Genomic DNA, 15,726 nt, shown 5'->3' with positions numbered 1-15,726 from the left:
GTCAGTCGAGCGCGGCGGGGACCGGCTGGGGCGGGGTCGGGCCCGTGTACCGGGCCGCCGGGCGGATGATCTTCGAGTCCTCCGCCTGCTCCAGGATATTGGCGCTCCAGCCGACGACGCGGGCCGCGCAGAAGGTGGGGGTGAACATCTCGCGCGGCAGCCCGCACAGCTCCATGACGACGCCGGCGTAGAACTCGACGTTGGTGTGGAGCTCCCGGCCGGGCTTGAGCCGGGCGAGGATCTCCACCACGCGTGCCTCGACCTCGACGGCGAAGTCCACGAGGCTGCCGCCGAACTCCTGGGCGATGCCGCGGAGCATCCGGGAGCGGGGGTCCTCGGTGCGGTAGACGGGGTGCCCGAAGCCCATGATCCGTTCTCCGGCGAGGACGCGGTCGCGGATCCAGTCGTCGATGCGGTCCGGCGTGCCGATGGCGTCGAGGGTGTCCAGGGCCCGGCTCGGGGCGCCGCCGTGCAGGGGCCCGGACAGTGCGCCGACCGCGCCGCACAGGCAGGCGGCGAGGTCCGCGCCGGTGGAGGCGATGACGCGGGCGGTGAACGTCGAGGCGTTGAAGCCGTGGTCGATGGTGGAGACGAGGTACTGCTCGACGGCGCGGGCCCGCCGGGGGTCCGGCTCGGTCCCGGTGAGCATGTAGAGGTAGTTGGCGGCGTGGGGCAGGTCGTCGCGCGGCTCGACGGGCTCCAGGCCCCGTCCGAGCCGGTGCAGGGCCGTGAGCAGGGTGGGCACGGCGGCGCAGGCGGCGAGCGCGTCGGCCTCGCGGCGGTCGGCGGCGGTGTCGTAGAGGGGCCGGAGGCCGGCGGAGGCGCCGAGCAGGGAAAGCGCGGTGCGGAGGCCGGCGAGCGGGCCCGCCCCGGCGCCGGCGCGGGCGATGCCCGGCAGGGCTTCACGCACGTCCTGCGGCAGGTGACGCAGGGCGGCGGTCTCGGCGGCGAAGCGGGCGCGCTGCTGCGCGTCCGGCAGGGACCCGCGGAACATCAGGTGCCAGACGTCCTCGAAGGAGCGCGTCTGCGCGAGTTCGACGGCCGAGTACTGGCGGTAGTGGTAGAAGCCCTCCTGGCCGCGGACGTCTCCGAGCGCGGTGTCGGTGACGACGACGCCGGCGAGTCCGCGGGGCACGTCGGTGATCGGCATGGCTGCCTCCTCAGCAGGTGATCGATCAAAACTTGATGCGACTGTCCATGCTTGACTCAATACTTGTCAATGTTGATTCCAATCAACGTATGGAGGAGTGGATAGCGTGTCCCCCATGGCGGATCACAGAACCGACGGCGGCGAAGCGCACGCCGGAGCGGAAGACCGGCGGCTGACCACGCGCGAGGTCGCCGAGCGGCTCGGCGTGAAGCCGGAGACGGTCTACGCGTACGTAAGCCGCGGCCAGCTCAGCAGCAGCCGCGGGGCCGGCGGGCGCGGCAGCACCTTCGACGCGCGCGAGGTCGACGCCCTCCTGCGGCGCAACAGGCGCGAGACGGCGTTCGGCGGCGAGACGGCGATCCGCACGAGCGTCACCCTCATCGACAAGGACCGGTACTACTACCGCGGGGTGGACGCCACCGCCCTGGCCGAGCGGTACACGTACGAGGAAGTCGCGGACTGGCTGTGGACGGGCCGGCTGCGGCGCGGCACGCGGTTCGCCGCCCCGCACGACGCGCTGATCGCGGCGCTCCGCGCCGTGGGGTCCCTGCCCGCGCACAGCGGGCCCGCCGACCGGCTGCGGGTGGCCGCGATCGCGGCGGCGGCGGCCGACCCGATGCGCTTCGACCTCTCGCCGCAGGCCGTGCTCGGCACCGCGCGCGGCCTGATCCCCACGCTGGTCGACGCCCTGCCGGCCGCCGGGCCGCTGCCCCGGGAGGACGGCGGCGGGCCGCTCCCCCGCCGGCTGTGGTCGCGGCTGACCGCGCAGGCGCCCGACGCGGCGTCACTGCGCGTCCTGGAAGCGGCCCTCGTGCTGCTCATCGACCACGACCTGGCCGTGTCCACGCTCGCGGTGCGGGTGGCCGCCTCCGCCCGCTCCCACCCCTACGCGGTCGTCACGGCCGGCCTCGGTGTTGTGGAGAGCCCGCTGCACGGCGCCGCGAGCGGGCCGGCACACCGGATGCTGACGGAGGTGCTGGAGCGGGGCAGTGCGGGCGCGGTCGTGGCCGACCACCTGCGCGGCGGGCGCCGCGTGCCCGGCCTCGGCCACCGGCTCTACAAGGGGCCCGACCCGCGCGCCACGGCCCTCTTCGCCCGGCTGGAGGCCGTGCCGGCCGCCGCGGACGCCCTCGCGGCCGCCCGGGAGGTCGAGGCGACGACGGCCAGGCACGTGCCCCTGCACGCCAACGTGGACCTCGCCCTGGCCGTGTTGTCCGTCTCCGCGCAGATGCCGCCCGAGGCCGGGGAGACCGTCTTCGCGGTGGCCCGTACGGCCGGCTGGATCGCGCACGCCCTGGAGGAGTACGGGGAGCGCCCCCTGCGGATGCGGCCCTCGGGCGCGTACTCCGGCCCCACGCCGCCCCAGCCCCTGCCCTGACGCCCGCCTGAACACTGCCCGAGGAACGCTTTCAGGCCACCCCGCGGACTTCAGCCGTCCGGCCGGCCCGTCACACGAACCCCGGCAACTCAGGTTAGGCTTGCCTTCGTGAGTACGTGCGCGACCGCCTCCCGCCAGCTCGCCGAGCCCCTGGCCGGCACCGCCGCCCCCGCGCGGACGTGGCTGCTCATCGAGCAGCCCGGGCCCTGGGGCGCGGACGCGCTGACCACGAGTCACCTCGACCCCGCCGTCGGCCGGGCGCTCGACGCGGCCGCGGAGGGCACAGGCGTCCGCATCGCGCTGATCCGCCGCCCCGGCCGCCACGCCGACTGCCACCAGCCCGGCACCCACCGCGTGTTCGCCGCCCACACCGCCCCGGGCCGCTCCTGGATCCGCACCACCGCGGTCGCCGACCCCGCCGAGCTGACCCGCCTGGACCTCTCCGCACTCGGCGCGGGCGAGCACGGCGGCCTGTGGGAGGCCTACGAGGGCGACCCGCTGGTGTTCGTGTGCACCAACGGCAAGCGCGACCGCTGCTGCGCCCTGCTGGGCCGCCCCCTCGCCGCCGAACTGGCCGCGTCCGGGGCGGAGGCGTGGGAGGTCACCCACATCGGCGGCCACCGCTTCTCCCCGACGCTCTTCGTCCTCCCGTACGGCTACGCGTACGGCCGGGTCACCGCCCACGGCGTCAAGGACGTCCTGGAGGCGGTGCGCGACCGCCGGATCGTCACCGGTGACTGCCGGGGCCGCTCGGCCTGGGAGCGCCCGGCCCAGGCGGCCGAGCTGGCGGTGCGCGAGCTCACCGGCGAGGAGGACGCGGACGCCTTCGACGTGACGCGCACGGAGGGCGCGGCTCCGCACTGGTCGGTCACCGTCGCCCACACCGACGGCCGGGCCTGGCGGGTGGCCGTCGAACAGGGCGCTGCGGAGCCCGCCCGGCCGGAGAGCTGCGGGCGTGCGCCGGCCCTGCCCGCACGGATGGACGTCATATCCGTCACTCCTCTCCGTACGGACGTCCCCGCAGCGGCGCTCGCCGGCCCGCGCCCTTCAGGCCCGGACGCCGTCAGCCCGCTTTCTTGACGAACTCCGTGGTGTAGGTCTTCTGGAGGTCCACCTTGGCTCCCTTGAGTTCGGGGTTGAAGGACTTCAGCACCTCGTGGACCGTCCTGGGCCCGTCCTCCGGCATCACACCGTCCTTGGTGAACATCGGCAGGGTGTTCTTGATCGCCTGGGTGTAGAGCTCCCTGCCGCCCTTGGCGTAGTCGTCGGGCATCTTGGCCGCGATCTCCTCCGCGGTGTGCTCGGACATCCACGTGAGGGTCTTCACGAAGGCGTTGGCGAGCTTCTGCACCACGTCCTTGTGGTCGTCGACCCATCCGGTGTTCATGTAGAGGCTGGACGCCGGGTAGAGGCCGCCGAGCGCCGCCCGCGCCCCCTCGGGGGTGCGCATGTCGACGAGCACCTTGCCGGCGTCCTTGGCGAGGATCTGCGCGACCGTCGGGTCGGTGGTCATCCCGGCGTCGATGGAGCCCTGCTGGAGCGCGGAGATGAAGGTCTGCCCCGCGCCGACGGCCACCGGCGTGATGTCGCTGACCTTCACCCCGTTCTTCACCGCCAGGTACTTCGTCAGGAAGTCGGTGGAGGAACCGAGCCCGGTGACGCCGAGCTTCTTCCCCTTGAAGTCCTTGGGCGAGGCCAGCTCGCCCGCGGCCTTCTTCGAGACGACCTCGACCTCCCCCGGCGTCTGGGCGAGCTGGACCACGGACTCCACCTGCTTGCCCTTCACCTGGAGGTCGAGCGTGTGGTCGTAGAAGCCGACGACGCCCTGGACCTCGCCGGAGACGAGGGCAGTGGTGGCCTGGACGCCCGCGGGCTCGGTGAGCAGGTCGACGGTGACGCCCTCCTCCTGGAAGTAGCCGAGCCGCTGGGTGAGGACCGCCGGCAGGTAGATGACCTTGTCCAGGCCGCCGACCATGACCTTGACGATGTCACCCTTCGCCGCCTCGAGCGCCGGGTTCGGCTTGTTCGTGGACGCCTCGTCGGCACACCCGGCCAGGGTCAGGCACATCGCGGCCGCGACGGCGCCCGCGCGGGCTCCGGCGGTCTTGCTGAACGTACGCATCGCTGTTCCTTACGGTCAGTGGTTCACAGAGGACGAACAGGACGTGCGGGACGTGCGGGGGGTGTGGGAGCGCGGTGGGGGTGCGGTGGAGCGGGGGCGGTGGAGCAGAGGCCGGCAGCGTGCCGTCAGTCACCCGCCCCGGAGCCGCCCGGCTTCCAGCGGAAGAGCCGCTTCTCGGCGAAGGTCAGCACCCCCTCGGCGAGCAGCGCGACGACGGCGAGGATGACCATGGCGGCGTACACGCCCGCCGTGTTGAAGGTGCCCTGAGAAGCGGAGATCAACAGTCCGATCCCCTTCGACGCACCGAGGTACTCGCCGACGATCGCGCCGATGAGCGCGAAGCCGAAGCTGATGTGCAGGCTGGTGAAGATCCAGGAGGTGGCTGAGGGGATGACGACCTGGAGCGTCACCCGGCGGTTGCTCGCGCCCAGGATGCGGGCGTTGGCCACCAGGTTGCGGTCGACCTCGCGGGCGCCCTGGAAGGCGTTGAAGAAGACGGGGAAGAAGACCAGCACGACCGCCGAGGCGACCTTGGAGGCGGGCCCCAGCCCGAACAGGATCAGGAAGATCGGCACGAGGGCGATCCTCGGCAGCGCGTTGAGCACCTTGATGTACGGGCTGAAGACGTCGGCCAGGAAGCGCACCCGGCCGAGCGCGATCCCGAGCACCACGCCGCCCGCCACGCCGAACACCCAGCCGAGCAGGGCCTCGTAGAGCGTGTACCAGATCTGCTCCCCGAGCGAGCCCTGCGCGGTGCCGTGGAGGGTCCACTGGACGATCTGGTCCCAGATCCTCGACGGCATCGAGAAGTTGAACGGATCAATGACGCCGTTGCGGGCCGTCAACTCCCACCCCGCCAGGACGACGGCGAGCACCAGCACCCGCGCCGCGTACACGGTGAGCCTGCGCCGCCGCACGGCCTTCGCGCGAGTCAGGGACCGGTTCATGGTCAGGGCGGCAGGGACCGCGACGGACGCGGCCGACTCAAGTGGCAGGTATGCCCCTCCGAGATCATTGGAGCCGGTGGAATCGAGGGAACCCACGGAATCGACGGACTCATGCGACACGGGAGGCACCCCTCTCACGGGTAATGCGGACCTCTTCGCCGAGGGAGGACCAGATCTCGCGGTAGATCTCCACGAACTCCGCCTCCAGCCGCACGGCTTCGACCTTGCGCGGCCTCGGCAGCCGTACGGGGAAGACCTGCTTGACGGTCGCCGGCCCGGCGGTCATCACGACGACCTTGTCGGCGAGGGCGATCGCCTCTTCCAGGTCGTGGGTGACGAAGACGACGGAAGCGGCCCGTCCGCCGTGGGAGCCGCCCCACAGCTCCAGCAGCTCGTCCGACATCAGGGCCCGTGTCTGTACGTCGAGCGCCGAGAAGGGCTCGTCCATCAGGAGGATCGCCGGGTCGCACACGAAGGTCTGGGCGAGCGCGACGCGCTTGCGCTGGCCGCCGGAGAGCTGGTGCGGATAGCGGTCGGCGAAGGCCGCGAGCCCCACCCGGCCGAGCCAGTCGCGCGCCCGCTCCCGCGCCTCGGCCCGGGGCACGCCGCGGAAGCGCGGCCCGGCCATCACGTTGGACAGCACCGTCCGCCAGGGGAAGACGGCGTCCTGCTGGAAGACGAAGCCGACTTCCGGCCGGATTCCCGTGACCTGCTCGCCGCCGACCAGCACCTCGCCGTCGGTGGGCTCCTCCAGGCCGCTGACCAGCGTGAGCGTGGTGGACTTCCCGCAGCCGGTCGGGCCGACGACCGCCACGAACTCGCCCTGCTCCACGGTCAGGTCGAGATCCCGTACGGCGGTGTGCGAGGCGCCCGACGGCGTACGGAACACCTTGCTCGCGCCGCGCAGCTCGATCGCCGGAGCGTGGCCCGGCGGGGTGCCACTGATCATGCTTGCCGCCTCCTCCTGTGCTGGTTTCCGGCCAAGGGGGTGGCCGGTGCTGGAGGCTAGATGTGGCGTGTGGCGCCCAGACAGCCTTGTGAGCGCTGTGCGGCTTGAGTGCACGAACCCTGTTCTGCTCGTTTTGCGCGCGGTAGAACAACAAAGAGCGACGAAGGCGCCACGGAAGATGACGCCGGCGGCGCGCACGAGGACCGCACACGAGGACGACGACCGGCAGGAGGGGGACCCGCATGCGCCCCCGCTGGCCCCGCCGGGTCTTCGCCCAGGTGCTGCTCGTCCAGTTGCTGATCATCACCGGGGTGGCCGGGCTCGCGGCCGGGTTCTTCCTCGCGCCCCTGGCCGCCCAGCTCGACGACCAGGCCGAGTACCGGGCCCTGGCCATCGCCCGGGCCACCGCGGCCCAGCCCGGCATCGCGCACAGCCTGCTGGCCGGGCCGCCCTCTCCCGACGGGCCCGTGCAGGCCGACGCCGAGCGCATCCGGCTGGCCACGGGCGCGAGTTACGTCGTGGTCGTCGACACCCGCGGCATCCGCTACTCCCACACCGTCCCGGAACGGATCGGGGAGCACGTCAGCACCGACCCCGGCAGCGTCCTCGGCGGCCGGGAGTGGACGGGCATCGCGCGCGGCACCCTCGGCCGCTCCGCGCGCGGCAAGGTGCCCCTGCGCGACGGCGAGGGCGCCGTCGTCGGCGCCGTCTCCGTCGGCATCGCCTACGACGACGTGCACGCCCTGCTGCTGCGGGCCGTGCCCGGCATCCTCATGTACGCCGGAGCGGCCCTCGGCGTGGGCGCGATCGCCGCGGTCGCCGTGTCCCGCCGGCTGCGCAAGCGCACCCGCGGCATCGAACTCACCGAGATCTCCGCCCTCCTGGACGAGCGCGAGGCCATGCTGCACGGCATCCGCGAGGGCGTGGTCGCCCTCGACCGGACCGGCCGCGTCCGGCTCGTCAACGACGCGGCCGCGCGGCTGCTGGGCATCGACCGGGACGCCATCGGTCACCCCCTGGACGGCGTGCTGCCGCCCGGCCGCACCACGGACGTGCTGGCCGGCCGGGTGACGGGCACCGACCTGCTGACCGTCCGCGACGGGCGGGTGCTGGTCGTCAACCGCAGGGACACGGCCGGTGGCGGCACCGTGGCGACGCTGCGCGACCGCACCGAGCTGGAGCAGCTCCGCCGCGAACTCGACGGCACCCGCGGCCTGACGGACGCCCTGCGCGCCCAGGACCACGAGCACGCCAACCGCCTGCACACCATCGCCGGGCTCCTGGAGCTCGGCCTGCACGAGGAGGCCGCCGACTTCGTCGCCGAGGTCACGGGCGCGCACCGGGCGACGGCCGAGGAGGTCACCGAGCGGGTCCGCGACCCGCTGGTGAGCGCCCTGCTGGTCGGCAAGAGCGCGGTCGCGGCGGAGCGCGGCGTGGCCCTGCGGGTGAGCCCGGCGACCCGGCTGCCCGACCGGGTCGTGGACCCGCGCGACCTCGTCACCGTGCTCGGCAACCTCGTGGACAACGCTCTGGACGCGGCGGGATCCCACCACGCGGCCGGGCCGCCGTTCGTGGAGGTGGAGCTGCGGGCCGTCGGGGAGACGCTCGTGGTCCGCGTGGCGGACAACGGCCCCGGGGTGCCGGCCGGGGTCCGCGACCTGGTCTTCACCGACGGCTGGTCCACCAAGGAGGCGGCCCCGCCCCGTCGCCGCGGGCTCGGCCTCTCGCTCGTACGGCGGCTGGCCGAGCGGTACGGAGGCTCCGTGCGGGTGGGTGAACGGGAAGGCGGCGGCGCGGTGTTCACCGTGGAGCTGCCCGAAGCGCTGCGCTCACCGCAGCCCAAACAGCTCACTCGAAGGGGTGAACGATGATCGATGTCCTGGTCGTGGACGACGACTTCCGCGTCGCCGAGATCAACGCCGCGTACGTGGCGCGGGTCCCCGGCTTCCGCGTCGCCGCCAAGGCCCACAACGCGGCACAGGCCATGGCCGTGCTGGAGAAGGGCGGCATCGACCTGGTGCTGCTGGACCACTTCCTGCCGGACGAGACCGGCCTGTGGCTCGTCCGCCGCCTGCGGCAGCTCGGCGACCTCACCGACGTCATCATGGTGACGGCGTCGCGCGACGTCGCGACCGTCCAAGCGGCCATGCGCTACGGAGCTCTGCAATACCTGGTCAAGCCGTTTTCCTTCCCCGGGCTGCGGGTGAAGCTGGAGGCGTACGCGCAGTTACGCCGCACCCTTGACGACGCGCAGGAGGCGGGGCAGGACCAGGTCGACCGGATCTTCGGCACGCTGCGTACGGCCGCCACCAGCACGCCGCTGCCGAAGGGCCACTCGGCGCCCACGGCCGAGCTGATACGGCAGGTGCTCTCCGACGCCGCTTCTCCGCTGTCCGCGCACGAGGTCGCCGCCCGGTCGGGGCTGAGCCGCTCCACGGCGCAGCGCTACCTCAAGCGGCTGGAGGAGTCCGGGCGGCTGAGCCTGACCCTCAAGTACGGAGAGACGGGCCGCCCGGAGCACCGGTACGCGTGGATGGGACGGTAGCTCCGCCGCACGGCGGACCGCGGTCAGGTGAGGGTTGAGCCGGGCGGCCGGGCGATGCCGTACTGGAAGGCGTAGCGCATGGCCTGGGCCCGGTCGCGCACGCCCGTCTTGGCGAAGAGGTTGTTGATGTGTGTCTTCACCGTCGCCGTGCTGACGTGCAGGCGCCGGGCGATCTCGGCGTTGGACAGGCCGTCGGCGACCAGCGACAGCACCTCCGCCTCCCGCGTGGTGAGCCCGTCGGGGAGCTCCCGGCGGACCGGGGAGGCGGCGGCCGGGAACGGAGCCCGTGCCGTGCCGGAGCCCGCACCAGGGACAGCACCGGAGCCCGTGCCGGCGGGCGCGGCACCGCCGGCCCCGGCGGGGTCCGAGAGCCGCTCCAGGAGCCGCCGCTGCACGTTCGGCGACAGCCCGGCCTCCCCCGACATCACGTGCTGCACGGCCCGGACGATCTCCTCGCCGCCGGCGTCCTTGGTGAGATAGCCGCGCGCCCCCGCCCGGAGCGCCGGGAACAGCGAATCGTCGTCCGCGTAGGTGGTGAGGACGACGACGTGCGTGGCCGGGTGCTCGGCACGGATGCGCCGCGTGGCCTCCACACCGTCGCAGCGGGGCATGCGCAGGTCCATCAGCACCACGTCCGGGGCGTGCTCGGCGACGAGCCGCACCGCCTCCTCCCCGTCGGCCGCCGCGCCGACGACCTCAATGCCGGGCAGCAGCCCCAGCAGCATCACGATGCCCTCGCGCACCACGGTCTGGTCGTCCGCGACGACCACCCTCGCGACCTCGCCGGCACCGCCCCCGCCACCCGTCATGCGGGCACCCGCAGATGCACCACGAACCCCTCCTCCCCGGACCCTGCCGGCCCGGCCTCCAGCGTGCCGCCCAGCAGTTCGGCCCGCTCCCTCATCCCCAGCAGACCGTACCCGGCACCGGCGGCCCCCAGCTCTCCCGACGCTCCGCGCGCCCCCCGGTCGCGGACCCACAGCTCGACCCACCCCTCCAGATAGGTGAACCGCATCTCCACCGGCGCACCCGGGGCGTGCTTGCGCACATTGGTCAGCGCCTCCTGCGCGACCCTGCGCACCGCCAGCCCGGCCTCGGCCGGCAGGCCGCGCGGCTCCCCCGTCACTTCCAGCCGCGCCCCCTCCCCCGCCGCGGACTCCCGCAGGAACTCCTCCACGGGGGTCATCTCCCCGCGCAGCGCGGACAGGGCTTGCCGGGTCTCGGCCAGGCCCTCGCGCGCCATGCCCCGGGCCGCCACCACCCGCTCCAGCACCCGCTGCGGGTCCTCACCGCGCTCGATCAGCAGCCGGGCCGCCTCCAGGTGCACCATCTGCGCGGACAGGCTGTGCGCGAGCACGTCATGGATCTCCCGGGCGATCCGGGCCCGCTCGGCCAGCGCCGCCGACTCCGCCTCCGCACGCCGCGCCGCCCGCTCCTGGGCCAGCAGCCGGAACCCGGCCCCCCGCGCCTCCTCGTCCAGCCGGAGCGCGTAGCCGATGAAGGGCAGCGCCACCACCGTTCCCCCGAGCACCAGCGGCTGCTCGGTGCTCGCCAGGGCATAGGCCCCCATGGCGACGGCCGAGACGCCCAGGGCGTGGAGGAGCGGCAGCCGCTCCACGGCGATCACGACGCTGCCACCCCAGAGCACCGCGGCCGGTGTGTGCTGCCCCGCCAGCTGGGCGGCCACGCCCACGCCCAGCAGCACCCCGACGAGCGCCAGGGACGGCCGCAGCCTGCGCGCCAGCGTGGTGAGGTAGTAGCCCCGCACCGCGGCGGCGCAGGCCAGGAAGCCCGCGGCGAAGGCCGCGTACCCCCAGCCGTGGAAGGAGCCGTTGCGCAGGGCTCCCCAGAGGACCAGGGCGGCCAGGACTCCCCTGACCCCCCACGTCATCACCTGCCGGCGCCTCGGCACCCCGACCCCGGAGAGGGCCTCGCGGGCGGGCCAGGCCGTCCAGTTCTCCATCGGCACGCGCGATCCTTCCACCCTGCAGCCGCTGTCAGCCGCCGGCCGTGACACGGTACGCCGGGCGTATGCCGTGGACGCGGTGGAGGACCACGGCGGTACGGGCCAGGAGCACGGCGGCGACGGTCACCATCGTCGCGGAGCTGCCCTGGTGGACGCCCGCCAGCGCGCCCAGGCCGTGCAGCCCCAGCCTCAGGGCGGCCCCGCCGAGCCATATCGCGGCCGTCGCCTTACTGCCCTGGGCCCAGGTCCCGCCCGACTCGTCCGCCCAGACGCGGCTGCTCCACGCCCAGGCGGCCCCGGTCGCGAGCCCGGCCAGGACCCCGCCCGCCAGCAGTCCGGCCGACACGGCCGGGTGCGCGGGATCGATGAGCCCGGGCTCGCGCACGGCCAGGAAGACCAGCACGGCCGGCAGGACCCACCAGCCCTTGACGTCCTTGCTCACCCGCTGCGGCCGGACCTGCCGGACCAGCGTGAGCACGAGGACGGCGGCGATCACCAGACCATTGGCCGTACCGGACATGAGGAGCCTCCGCGGATCCCGGAAAAGCGCTGACGACGAACGCTTCCGAAACTACGGACCGGGCTCCGGGCGCGGATCGGAGCACGGGTGGGTCCCGGGTGGAGATGCACGACGGTGCTCTCTCCACCCAGGGGTGGAGAGAGCACCGGGAAAGCACCGGAAGACACCGGGAAGGCGCCGAGAAGGCACCCGGGAGAACAGCCCGGGAAGGTGGGTCAGGCGTCGATGCGCGAGCGGTCGAGGGTCGCCGCGGAGTTGGTGATGAACTCCTTGCGCGGCGCCACCTCGTTGCCCATCAGCAGGTCGAAGGCGCGCTCCGCGGCCTCCAGGTCGCTGATGTTGATCCGGCGCAGGGTGCGGTGGCGCGGGTCCATCGTGGTCTCCGCGAGCTGGTCGGCGTCCATCTCACCGAGGCCCTTGTAGCGCTGGATGGAGTCCTTGTAGCGCACGTTCTTGCGCTCCAGCTCCAGCAGCGTCTGGCGCAGCTCGGCGTCCGAGTACGTGTAGATGTACTTGTCCTGGCCCTTCTTGGGCTGGATGAGCTCCACCCGGTGCAGCGGGGGCACCGCGGAGAAGACCCGGCCCTCCTCGACCATCGGGCGCATGTACCGCTGGAAGAGGGTCAGGAGCAGGCAGCGGATGTGCGCGCCGTCGACATCGGCGTCGGCGAGGAAGATGACCTTGCCGTAGCGCGCCGCGTCGATGTCGAAGGTCCGGCCGGACCCGGCTCCTATCACCTGGATGATCGCGCCGCACTCGGCGTTCTTGAGCATGTCCGAGACCGACGACTTCTGGACGTTGAGGATCTTGCCGCGGATCGGCAGCAGCGCCTGGAACTCGGAGTTCCGCGCGAGCTTCGCCGTGCCGAGCGCCGAGTCGCCCTCCACGATGAACAACTCGCTGCGCTCGACGTCGTCGCTGCGGCAGTCGGCGAGCTTGGCCGGCAGGGAGGAGGACTCCAGGGCCGTCTTCCGGCGCTGGGCCTCCTTGTGCTGCCGGGCCGCGATGCGGGTGCGGGCAGCGGCGACGATCTTCTCCAGCACGGCCCTGGCCTGCTGCTTGGCGTCGCGCTTGGTGGAGGTCAGGAACGTCTTGAGCTCCTTGGCGACCACGTTGGCCACGATCCGGTTCGCGGCGGAGGTGCCCAGCACCTCCTTGGTCTGCCCCTCGAACTGCGGCTCGGCGAGACGCACCGTCACGACGGCCGTGAGGCCCTCCATGGCGTCGTCCTTGACGACGTCGTCCTCGGCGACCCGCAGGAGCTTGGAGGAGCGCAGCACCTCGTTGACGGTCTTGGCGATCGAGCGCTCGAAGCCCGTCACGTGCGTGCCGCCCTTGGGGGTGGCGATGATGTTGACGAACGACTTGACCGTGCTGTCGTAGCCCGTGCCCCAGCGCAGGGCGATGTCCACGCCCAGCTCGCGGGTGACCTCGGTGGGCGTCATGTGGCCGCGGTCGTCGAGGACGGGCACGGTCTCCTTGAAGGTGCCCTGCCCGCTCAGCCGCAGCACGTCGCAGACGGCCTTGTCCTGCGCCAGGTACTCGCAGAACTCGCTGATGCCCCCGTCGTAGCGGAAGACCTCCTCGGTGCTGCCCGCGCCGTCGAGGCCGCGCTCGTCACGGACGACGATCGTCAGGCCGGGCACCAGGAAGGCCGTCTGCCGGGCGCGCCCGTAGAGGGTCTCCAGGGAGAGCTTGGCGTCCTTGAGGAAGATCTGGCGGTCCGCCCAGTAGCGGACGCGGGTGCCGGTGCGCGCCTTGGGGATCTTCTTCCCCTTGAGCAGGCCGTTGGCCGGGTCGAAGGGGGCCTCCGGCCCCGACTCGGTGAAGATGCCCGGGACGCCGCGGCGGAAGCTGATGGCGTGGGTCCGGCTGTTGCGGTCGACCTCGACGTCCAGGCGGGCGGAGAGCGCGTTGACCACGGACGCGCCGACGCCGTGCAGACCGCCGGACGCCGCGTAGGAGCCGCCGCCGAACTTGCCGCCCGCGTGGAGCTTGGTCATGACGACCTCGACGCCGGACAGCCCGGTCTTGGGCTCGACGTCCACGGGGATGCCGCGGCCGTTGTCGCGCACCTCCACGGAGCCGTCCTCGTGGAGGATCACCTCGATGTGGTCGCAGTAGCCGCCGAGGGCCTCGTCGACGGAATTGTCGATGATCTCCCAGAGGCAGTGCATCAGGCCACGGCTGTCCGTCGAGCCGATATACATACCGGGCCGCTTGCGGACGGCTTCCAGGCCTTCGAGGACGAGCAGGTGCCGCGCGGTGTAGTTGGACCCGTCCCGGTCTGCCCCGGTGAGCAGCGCAGTGGACGGCACGGACGTTTCGGCGGTCACGCGGGTTCGCTCCTCGCTGAATTTCTTTTCGGCCCCGGTCGGGCGGACCGGCGGCCCGGTTGCCGTTCAGAGGGTACCGATGCCTGGTAGAGCCTTTGTGCAGCCACCCGTGGGAACGACCATGCTAGTCCAGGTGTCGATCACACGTTCGATGACACGATGGAGTGACGTGCACATCACGTTCCCTAGGAGGCATGAACCATTTAGGCTCCGGGCACGTCCTCAAGAACACCGGCAAGCCGGCCGGGAGGACGAAAGCCCCCAGCGATGTGAAACCGTAGGCCTACGCAATACGGCTCATTCGCCGCCAACCGTCAAGATCTGTCCGACTCGGAAGCGACTCGGAAGGAACTTTCGAGGAAAAGCCGCGAGCGGGAACGTTTTCGGCCTGGTTGGATGTTGACCCTGGTACGACAGCTCGTCGAGCTAGAGAAGAGGCGACGTGACTACTGTTCTGACCCCCGCGAGCCCGCTGACGGCCGCTGACCGCTGCGACCGGTGCGGCGCTCAGGCCTACCTGCGCGTCGTTCTCATGAGCGGCGGTGAACTGCTCTTCTGCGCCCACCATGGACGCAAGTTCGAGCCAGAACTCAAGAAGATCGCCGCGGAAATACAGGACGAGACGGAGCGGCTCACCGCCCCCCCGGCGTCTGCGCCCGACGAGGACCGCTGAGTCCGTAGCGGAACGCTGACACATCGCATCCGACGACGAGCGAGGTCCGGCCACTCTGCGCCGGGCAGCCGCGGGCGGCTCCCCCCACTCCGGGGGAAGCCGCCCGCTCTCGTACCCTGGGCCCGCTCCTGGGCCCCTTGCGGGCGTGCTGCGTGTGCGGCTGCGCCGCGGGCGGCTGGCCGGGCGTCGTAGCGGGCTGAGCCGCCGGCTGCTGGGCCTGCGCCCCGGGCAGTGCCCCATCGGGGCTGTGTGCCGCCACGAGGGCCGTGTAAGCCGAGATCCGGGTGTACACCCCCGGATACAGGGGCTGGCCGCAGCCGGCCCCCCAGGACACCACGCCCACGACCTTGCCCTTGGCCACCAGCGGCCCGCCGCTGTCGCCCTGGCAGGCGTCCCGTCCGCCCAGCGGCACGCCGCCGCACAGCATGGACGCCCGGCGGTAGACGCCGTCCGCGCTGCCCGGATAGGCCCGCTCGCACGCCGCGTCCTGAAGGACCCGCACCCGCGCCCCGCGCAGGATGTCCGAGTAGGTGCCGTTGCCCACGACGTCGCCCCAGCCGTAGACGACGGCTTGTCCGCCCACCTGATAGGCCGGATCGCCCTGCGGCGCCATCGGGATCACATAGTTCTCCGGCACCGCGTTCCGCAGGGTGAGCACGGCGATGTCTCCGGCGTTCGACCCCGGGTCGAAGCCCGGGTTGACCCAGGTCTCCCGCGGCTCCACCTCCGCACCGGCGACGCCCCGCAGATCGTCGCGGCCGATGATGACGCGCAGGTCGTTCGCCTCGGCCACGTCGACGCCCAGCACCTCGTGGCTCAGGCAGTGCGCCGCCGTGACGACCGTTCTGCGGCCCACGATGACGCCGCCGCAGAACTGTCCGGCCCTGGCGGCCCCGAACCGCTGCCGGCTGCCCAGGGCGACCACCCAGGGCGCCTCTGAGCTCCTGACGGCCTGTCCTCCGACGACCGCACGGTCCGCCACCGCCGGAGCGGGGACCGCGGCCAGCAGCGCGATCGTCCCGGCCAGCAGGCAGCTCAGCGAACGCATACAGTCTCCTGACTCTACGGGGTCTCTCGTACACCAAGAGTCAACCCGCAGGGCCCGCGGCGCATCCGGAACCTGGACGGCATGCCTCCGGA

At 72.6% G+C, this 15,726-nt stretch carries 14 protein-coding genes; 5 read left to right on the top strand and 9 right to left on the bottom strand.

The features are described from left to right. Nucleotide 1: 1 nt before the first annotated feature. Complete coding sequence (locus PS271_RS22525; RefSeq protein ID WP_398384104.1) at nucleotides 2–1,150, bottom strand: citrate synthase/methylcitrate synthase; 1,149 nt, start codon at nucleotides 1,148–1,150, stop codon at nucleotides 2–4. Between the two features lie 115 nt (nucleotides 1,151–1,265). Between PS271_RS22525 and PS271_RS22520 the strand changes: the two genes are divergently transcribed. Together PS271_RS22520 and PS271_RS22515 are read left to right on the top strand one after the other, a co-directional pair. After that, nucleotides 1,266–2,528: a citrate/2-methylcitrate synthase gene (locus tag PS271_RS22520; protein WP_398384102.1), complete on the top strand. Its 1,263-nt coding sequence runs from the start codon at nucleotides 1,266–1,268 to the stop codon at nucleotides 2,526–2,528. A gap of 108 nt (nucleotides 2,529–2,636) precedes the next feature. Beyond that, nucleotides 2,637–3,608, top strand: coding sequence for a ferredoxin family protein (locus PS271_RS22515; RefSeq protein ID WP_398384100.1), 972 nt, complete (start codon nucleotides 2,637–2,639; stop codon nucleotides 3,606–3,608). Here PS271_RS22515 and PS271_RS22510 read toward each other — a convergent pair. From PS271_RS22510 to PS271_RS22500, 3 genes are all read right to left on the bottom strand, one after another. Further along, a complete protein-coding gene (locus PS271_RS22510; RefSeq protein WP_398384099.1) occupies nucleotides 3,592–4,650 on the bottom strand; it encodes an ABC transporter substrate-binding protein in 1,059 nt (352 codons plus the stop codon). The genes PS271_RS22515 and PS271_RS22510 overlap by 17 nt on opposite strands. A 125-nt stretch (nucleotides 4,651–4,775) precedes the next feature. Next, on the bottom strand, nucleotides 4,776–5,597 hold the full coding sequence (locus PS271_RS22505) for an ABC transporter permease (RefSeq protein WP_398384098.1): 822 nt from the start codon (nucleotides 5,595–5,597) through the stop codon (nucleotides 4,776–4,778). Between the two features lie 109 nt (nucleotides 5,598–5,706). Then, on the bottom strand, nucleotides 5,707–6,546 hold the full coding sequence (locus PS271_RS22500; protein ID WP_398384096.1) for an ABC transporter ATP-binding protein: 840 nt from the start codon (nucleotides 6,544–6,546) through the stop codon (nucleotides 5,707–5,709). A 242-nt stretch (nucleotides 6,547–6,788) separates the two neighbouring features. Between PS271_RS22500 and PS271_RS22495 the strand changes: the two genes are divergently transcribed. Together PS271_RS22495 and PS271_RS22490 are read left to right on the top strand one after the other, a co-directional pair. Beyond that, a complete protein-coding gene (locus PS271_RS22495; RefSeq protein ID WP_398384094.1) occupies nucleotides 6,789–8,417 on the top strand; it encodes a sensor histidine kinase in 1,629 nt (542 codons plus the stop codon). Next, the gene (locus tag PS271_RS22490) at nucleotides 8,414–9,091 is read left to right on the top strand and encodes a response regulator (protein ID WP_398384093.1); all 678 of its coding nucleotides are present in this window, start codon (nucleotides 8,414–8,416) and stop codon (nucleotides 9,089–9,091) included. The genes PS271_RS22495 and PS271_RS22490 overlap by 4 nt, the downstream gene beginning before the upstream one ends. A 23-nt stretch (nucleotides 9,092–9,114) precedes the next feature. Here the strand turns inward: PS271_RS22490 and PS271_RS22485 are convergent, their stop codons facing one another. The 4 genes from PS271_RS22485 to PS271_RS22470 form a co-directional block, all read right to left on the bottom strand. Continuing rightward, nucleotides 9,115–9,900, bottom strand: a complete 786-nt coding sequence (locus tag PS271_RS22485; protein WP_398384092.1) for a response regulator — start codon at nucleotides 9,898–9,900, stop codon at nucleotides 9,115–9,117. After that, a complete protein-coding gene (locus PS271_RS22480; protein ID WP_398386990.1) occupies nucleotides 9,897–11,054 on the bottom strand; it encodes a sensor histidine kinase in 1,158 nt (385 codons plus the stop codon). The genes PS271_RS22485 and PS271_RS22480 overlap by 4 nt, the downstream gene beginning before the upstream one ends. A gap of 34 nt (nucleotides 11,055–11,088) precedes the next feature. Beyond that, nucleotides 11,089–11,577 (bottom strand): DUF1453 domain-containing protein, encoded by a 489-nt coding sequence (locus tag PS271_RS22475; RefSeq protein WP_398384091.1) that lies wholly within the window; start codon nucleotides 11,575–11,577, stop codon nucleotides 11,089–11,091. Nucleotides 11,578–11,792: 215 nt separating this feature from the next. Further along, nucleotides 11,793–13,913, bottom strand: coding sequence for a DNA gyrase/topoisomerase IV subunit B (locus PS271_RS22470; protein WP_398384090.1), 2,121 nt, complete (start codon nucleotides 13,911–13,913; stop codon nucleotides 11,793–11,795). Between the two features lie 442 nt (nucleotides 13,914–14,355). On the opposite strand from PS271_RS22470, the gene PS271_RS22465 reads away from it, so the two are divergent. Further along, nucleotides 14,356–14,586 (top strand): DUF7455 domain-containing protein, encoded by a 231-nt coding sequence (locus tag PS271_RS22465; RefSeq protein ID WP_030368645.1) that lies wholly within the window; start codon nucleotides 14,356–14,358, stop codon nucleotides 14,584–14,586. Here the strand turns inward: PS271_RS22465 and PS271_RS22460 are convergent. After that, nucleotides 14,546–15,634 carry a trypsin-like serine protease gene (locus PS271_RS22460; protein ID WP_398384088.1) on the bottom strand — a complete coding sequence of 363 codons (1,089 nt, stop codon included), beginning with the start codon at nucleotides 15,632–15,634 and terminating at the stop codon, nucleotides 14,546–14,548. The genes PS271_RS22465 and PS271_RS22460 overlap by 41 nt on opposite strands. Between the last annotated feature and the right edge of the window lie 92 nt (nucleotides 15,635–15,726).

The organism is Streptomyces sp. SCA2-17 (assembly GCF_044336695.1).
The sequence above is the reverse complement of the archived record's forward strand: the minus strand, read 5'-3'. Positions and strand labels throughout refer to the sequence as shown.

Bases quoted from the DNA above. Each gene is read 5' to 3' on its own strand.
- PS271_RS22525 (WP_398384104.1), bottom strand. From the start codon at position 1,150: ATGCCGATCACCGACGTGCCCCGCGGACTCGCCGGCGTCGTCGTCACC.
- PS271_RS22520 (WP_398384102.1), top strand. From the start codon at position 1,266: ATGGCGGATCACAGAACCGACGGCGGCGAAGCGCACGCCGGAGCGGAA.
- PS271_RS22510 (WP_398384099.1), bottom strand. From the start codon at position 4,650: ATGCGTACGTTCAGCAAGACCGCCGGAGCCCGCGCGGGCGCCGTCGCG.
- PS271_RS22505 (WP_398384098.1), bottom strand. From the start codon at position 5,597: ATGAACCGGTCCCTGACTCGCGCGAAGGCCGTGCGGCGGCGCAGGCTC.
- PS271_RS22500 (WP_398384096.1), bottom strand. From the start codon at position 6,546: ATGATCAGTGGCACCCCGCCGGGCCACGCTCCGGCGATCGAGCTGCGC.
- PS271_RS22495 (WP_398384094.1), top strand. From the start codon at position 6,789: ATGCGCCCCCGCTGGCCCCGCCGGGTCTTCGCCCAGGTGCTGCTCGTC.
- PS271_RS22490 (WP_398384093.1), top strand. From the start codon at position 8,414: ATGATCGATGTCCTGGTCGTGGACGACGACTTCCGCGTCGCCGAGATC.
- PS271_RS22485 (WP_398384092.1), bottom strand. From the start codon at position 9,900: ATGACGGGTGGCGGGGGCGGTGCCGGCGAGGTCGCGAGGGTGGTCGTC.
- PS271_RS22480 (WP_398386990.1), bottom strand. From the start codon at position 11,054: ATGGAGAACTGGACGGCCTGGCCCGCCCGCGAGGCCCTCTCCGGGGTC.
- PS271_RS22475 (WP_398384091.1), bottom strand. From the start codon at position 11,577: ATGTCCGGTACGGCCAATGGTCTGGTGATCGCCGCCGTCCTCGTGCTC.
- PS271_RS22460 (WP_398384088.1), bottom strand. From the start codon at position 15,634: ATGCGTTCGCTGAGCTGCCTGCTGGCCGGGACGATCGCGCTGCTGGCC.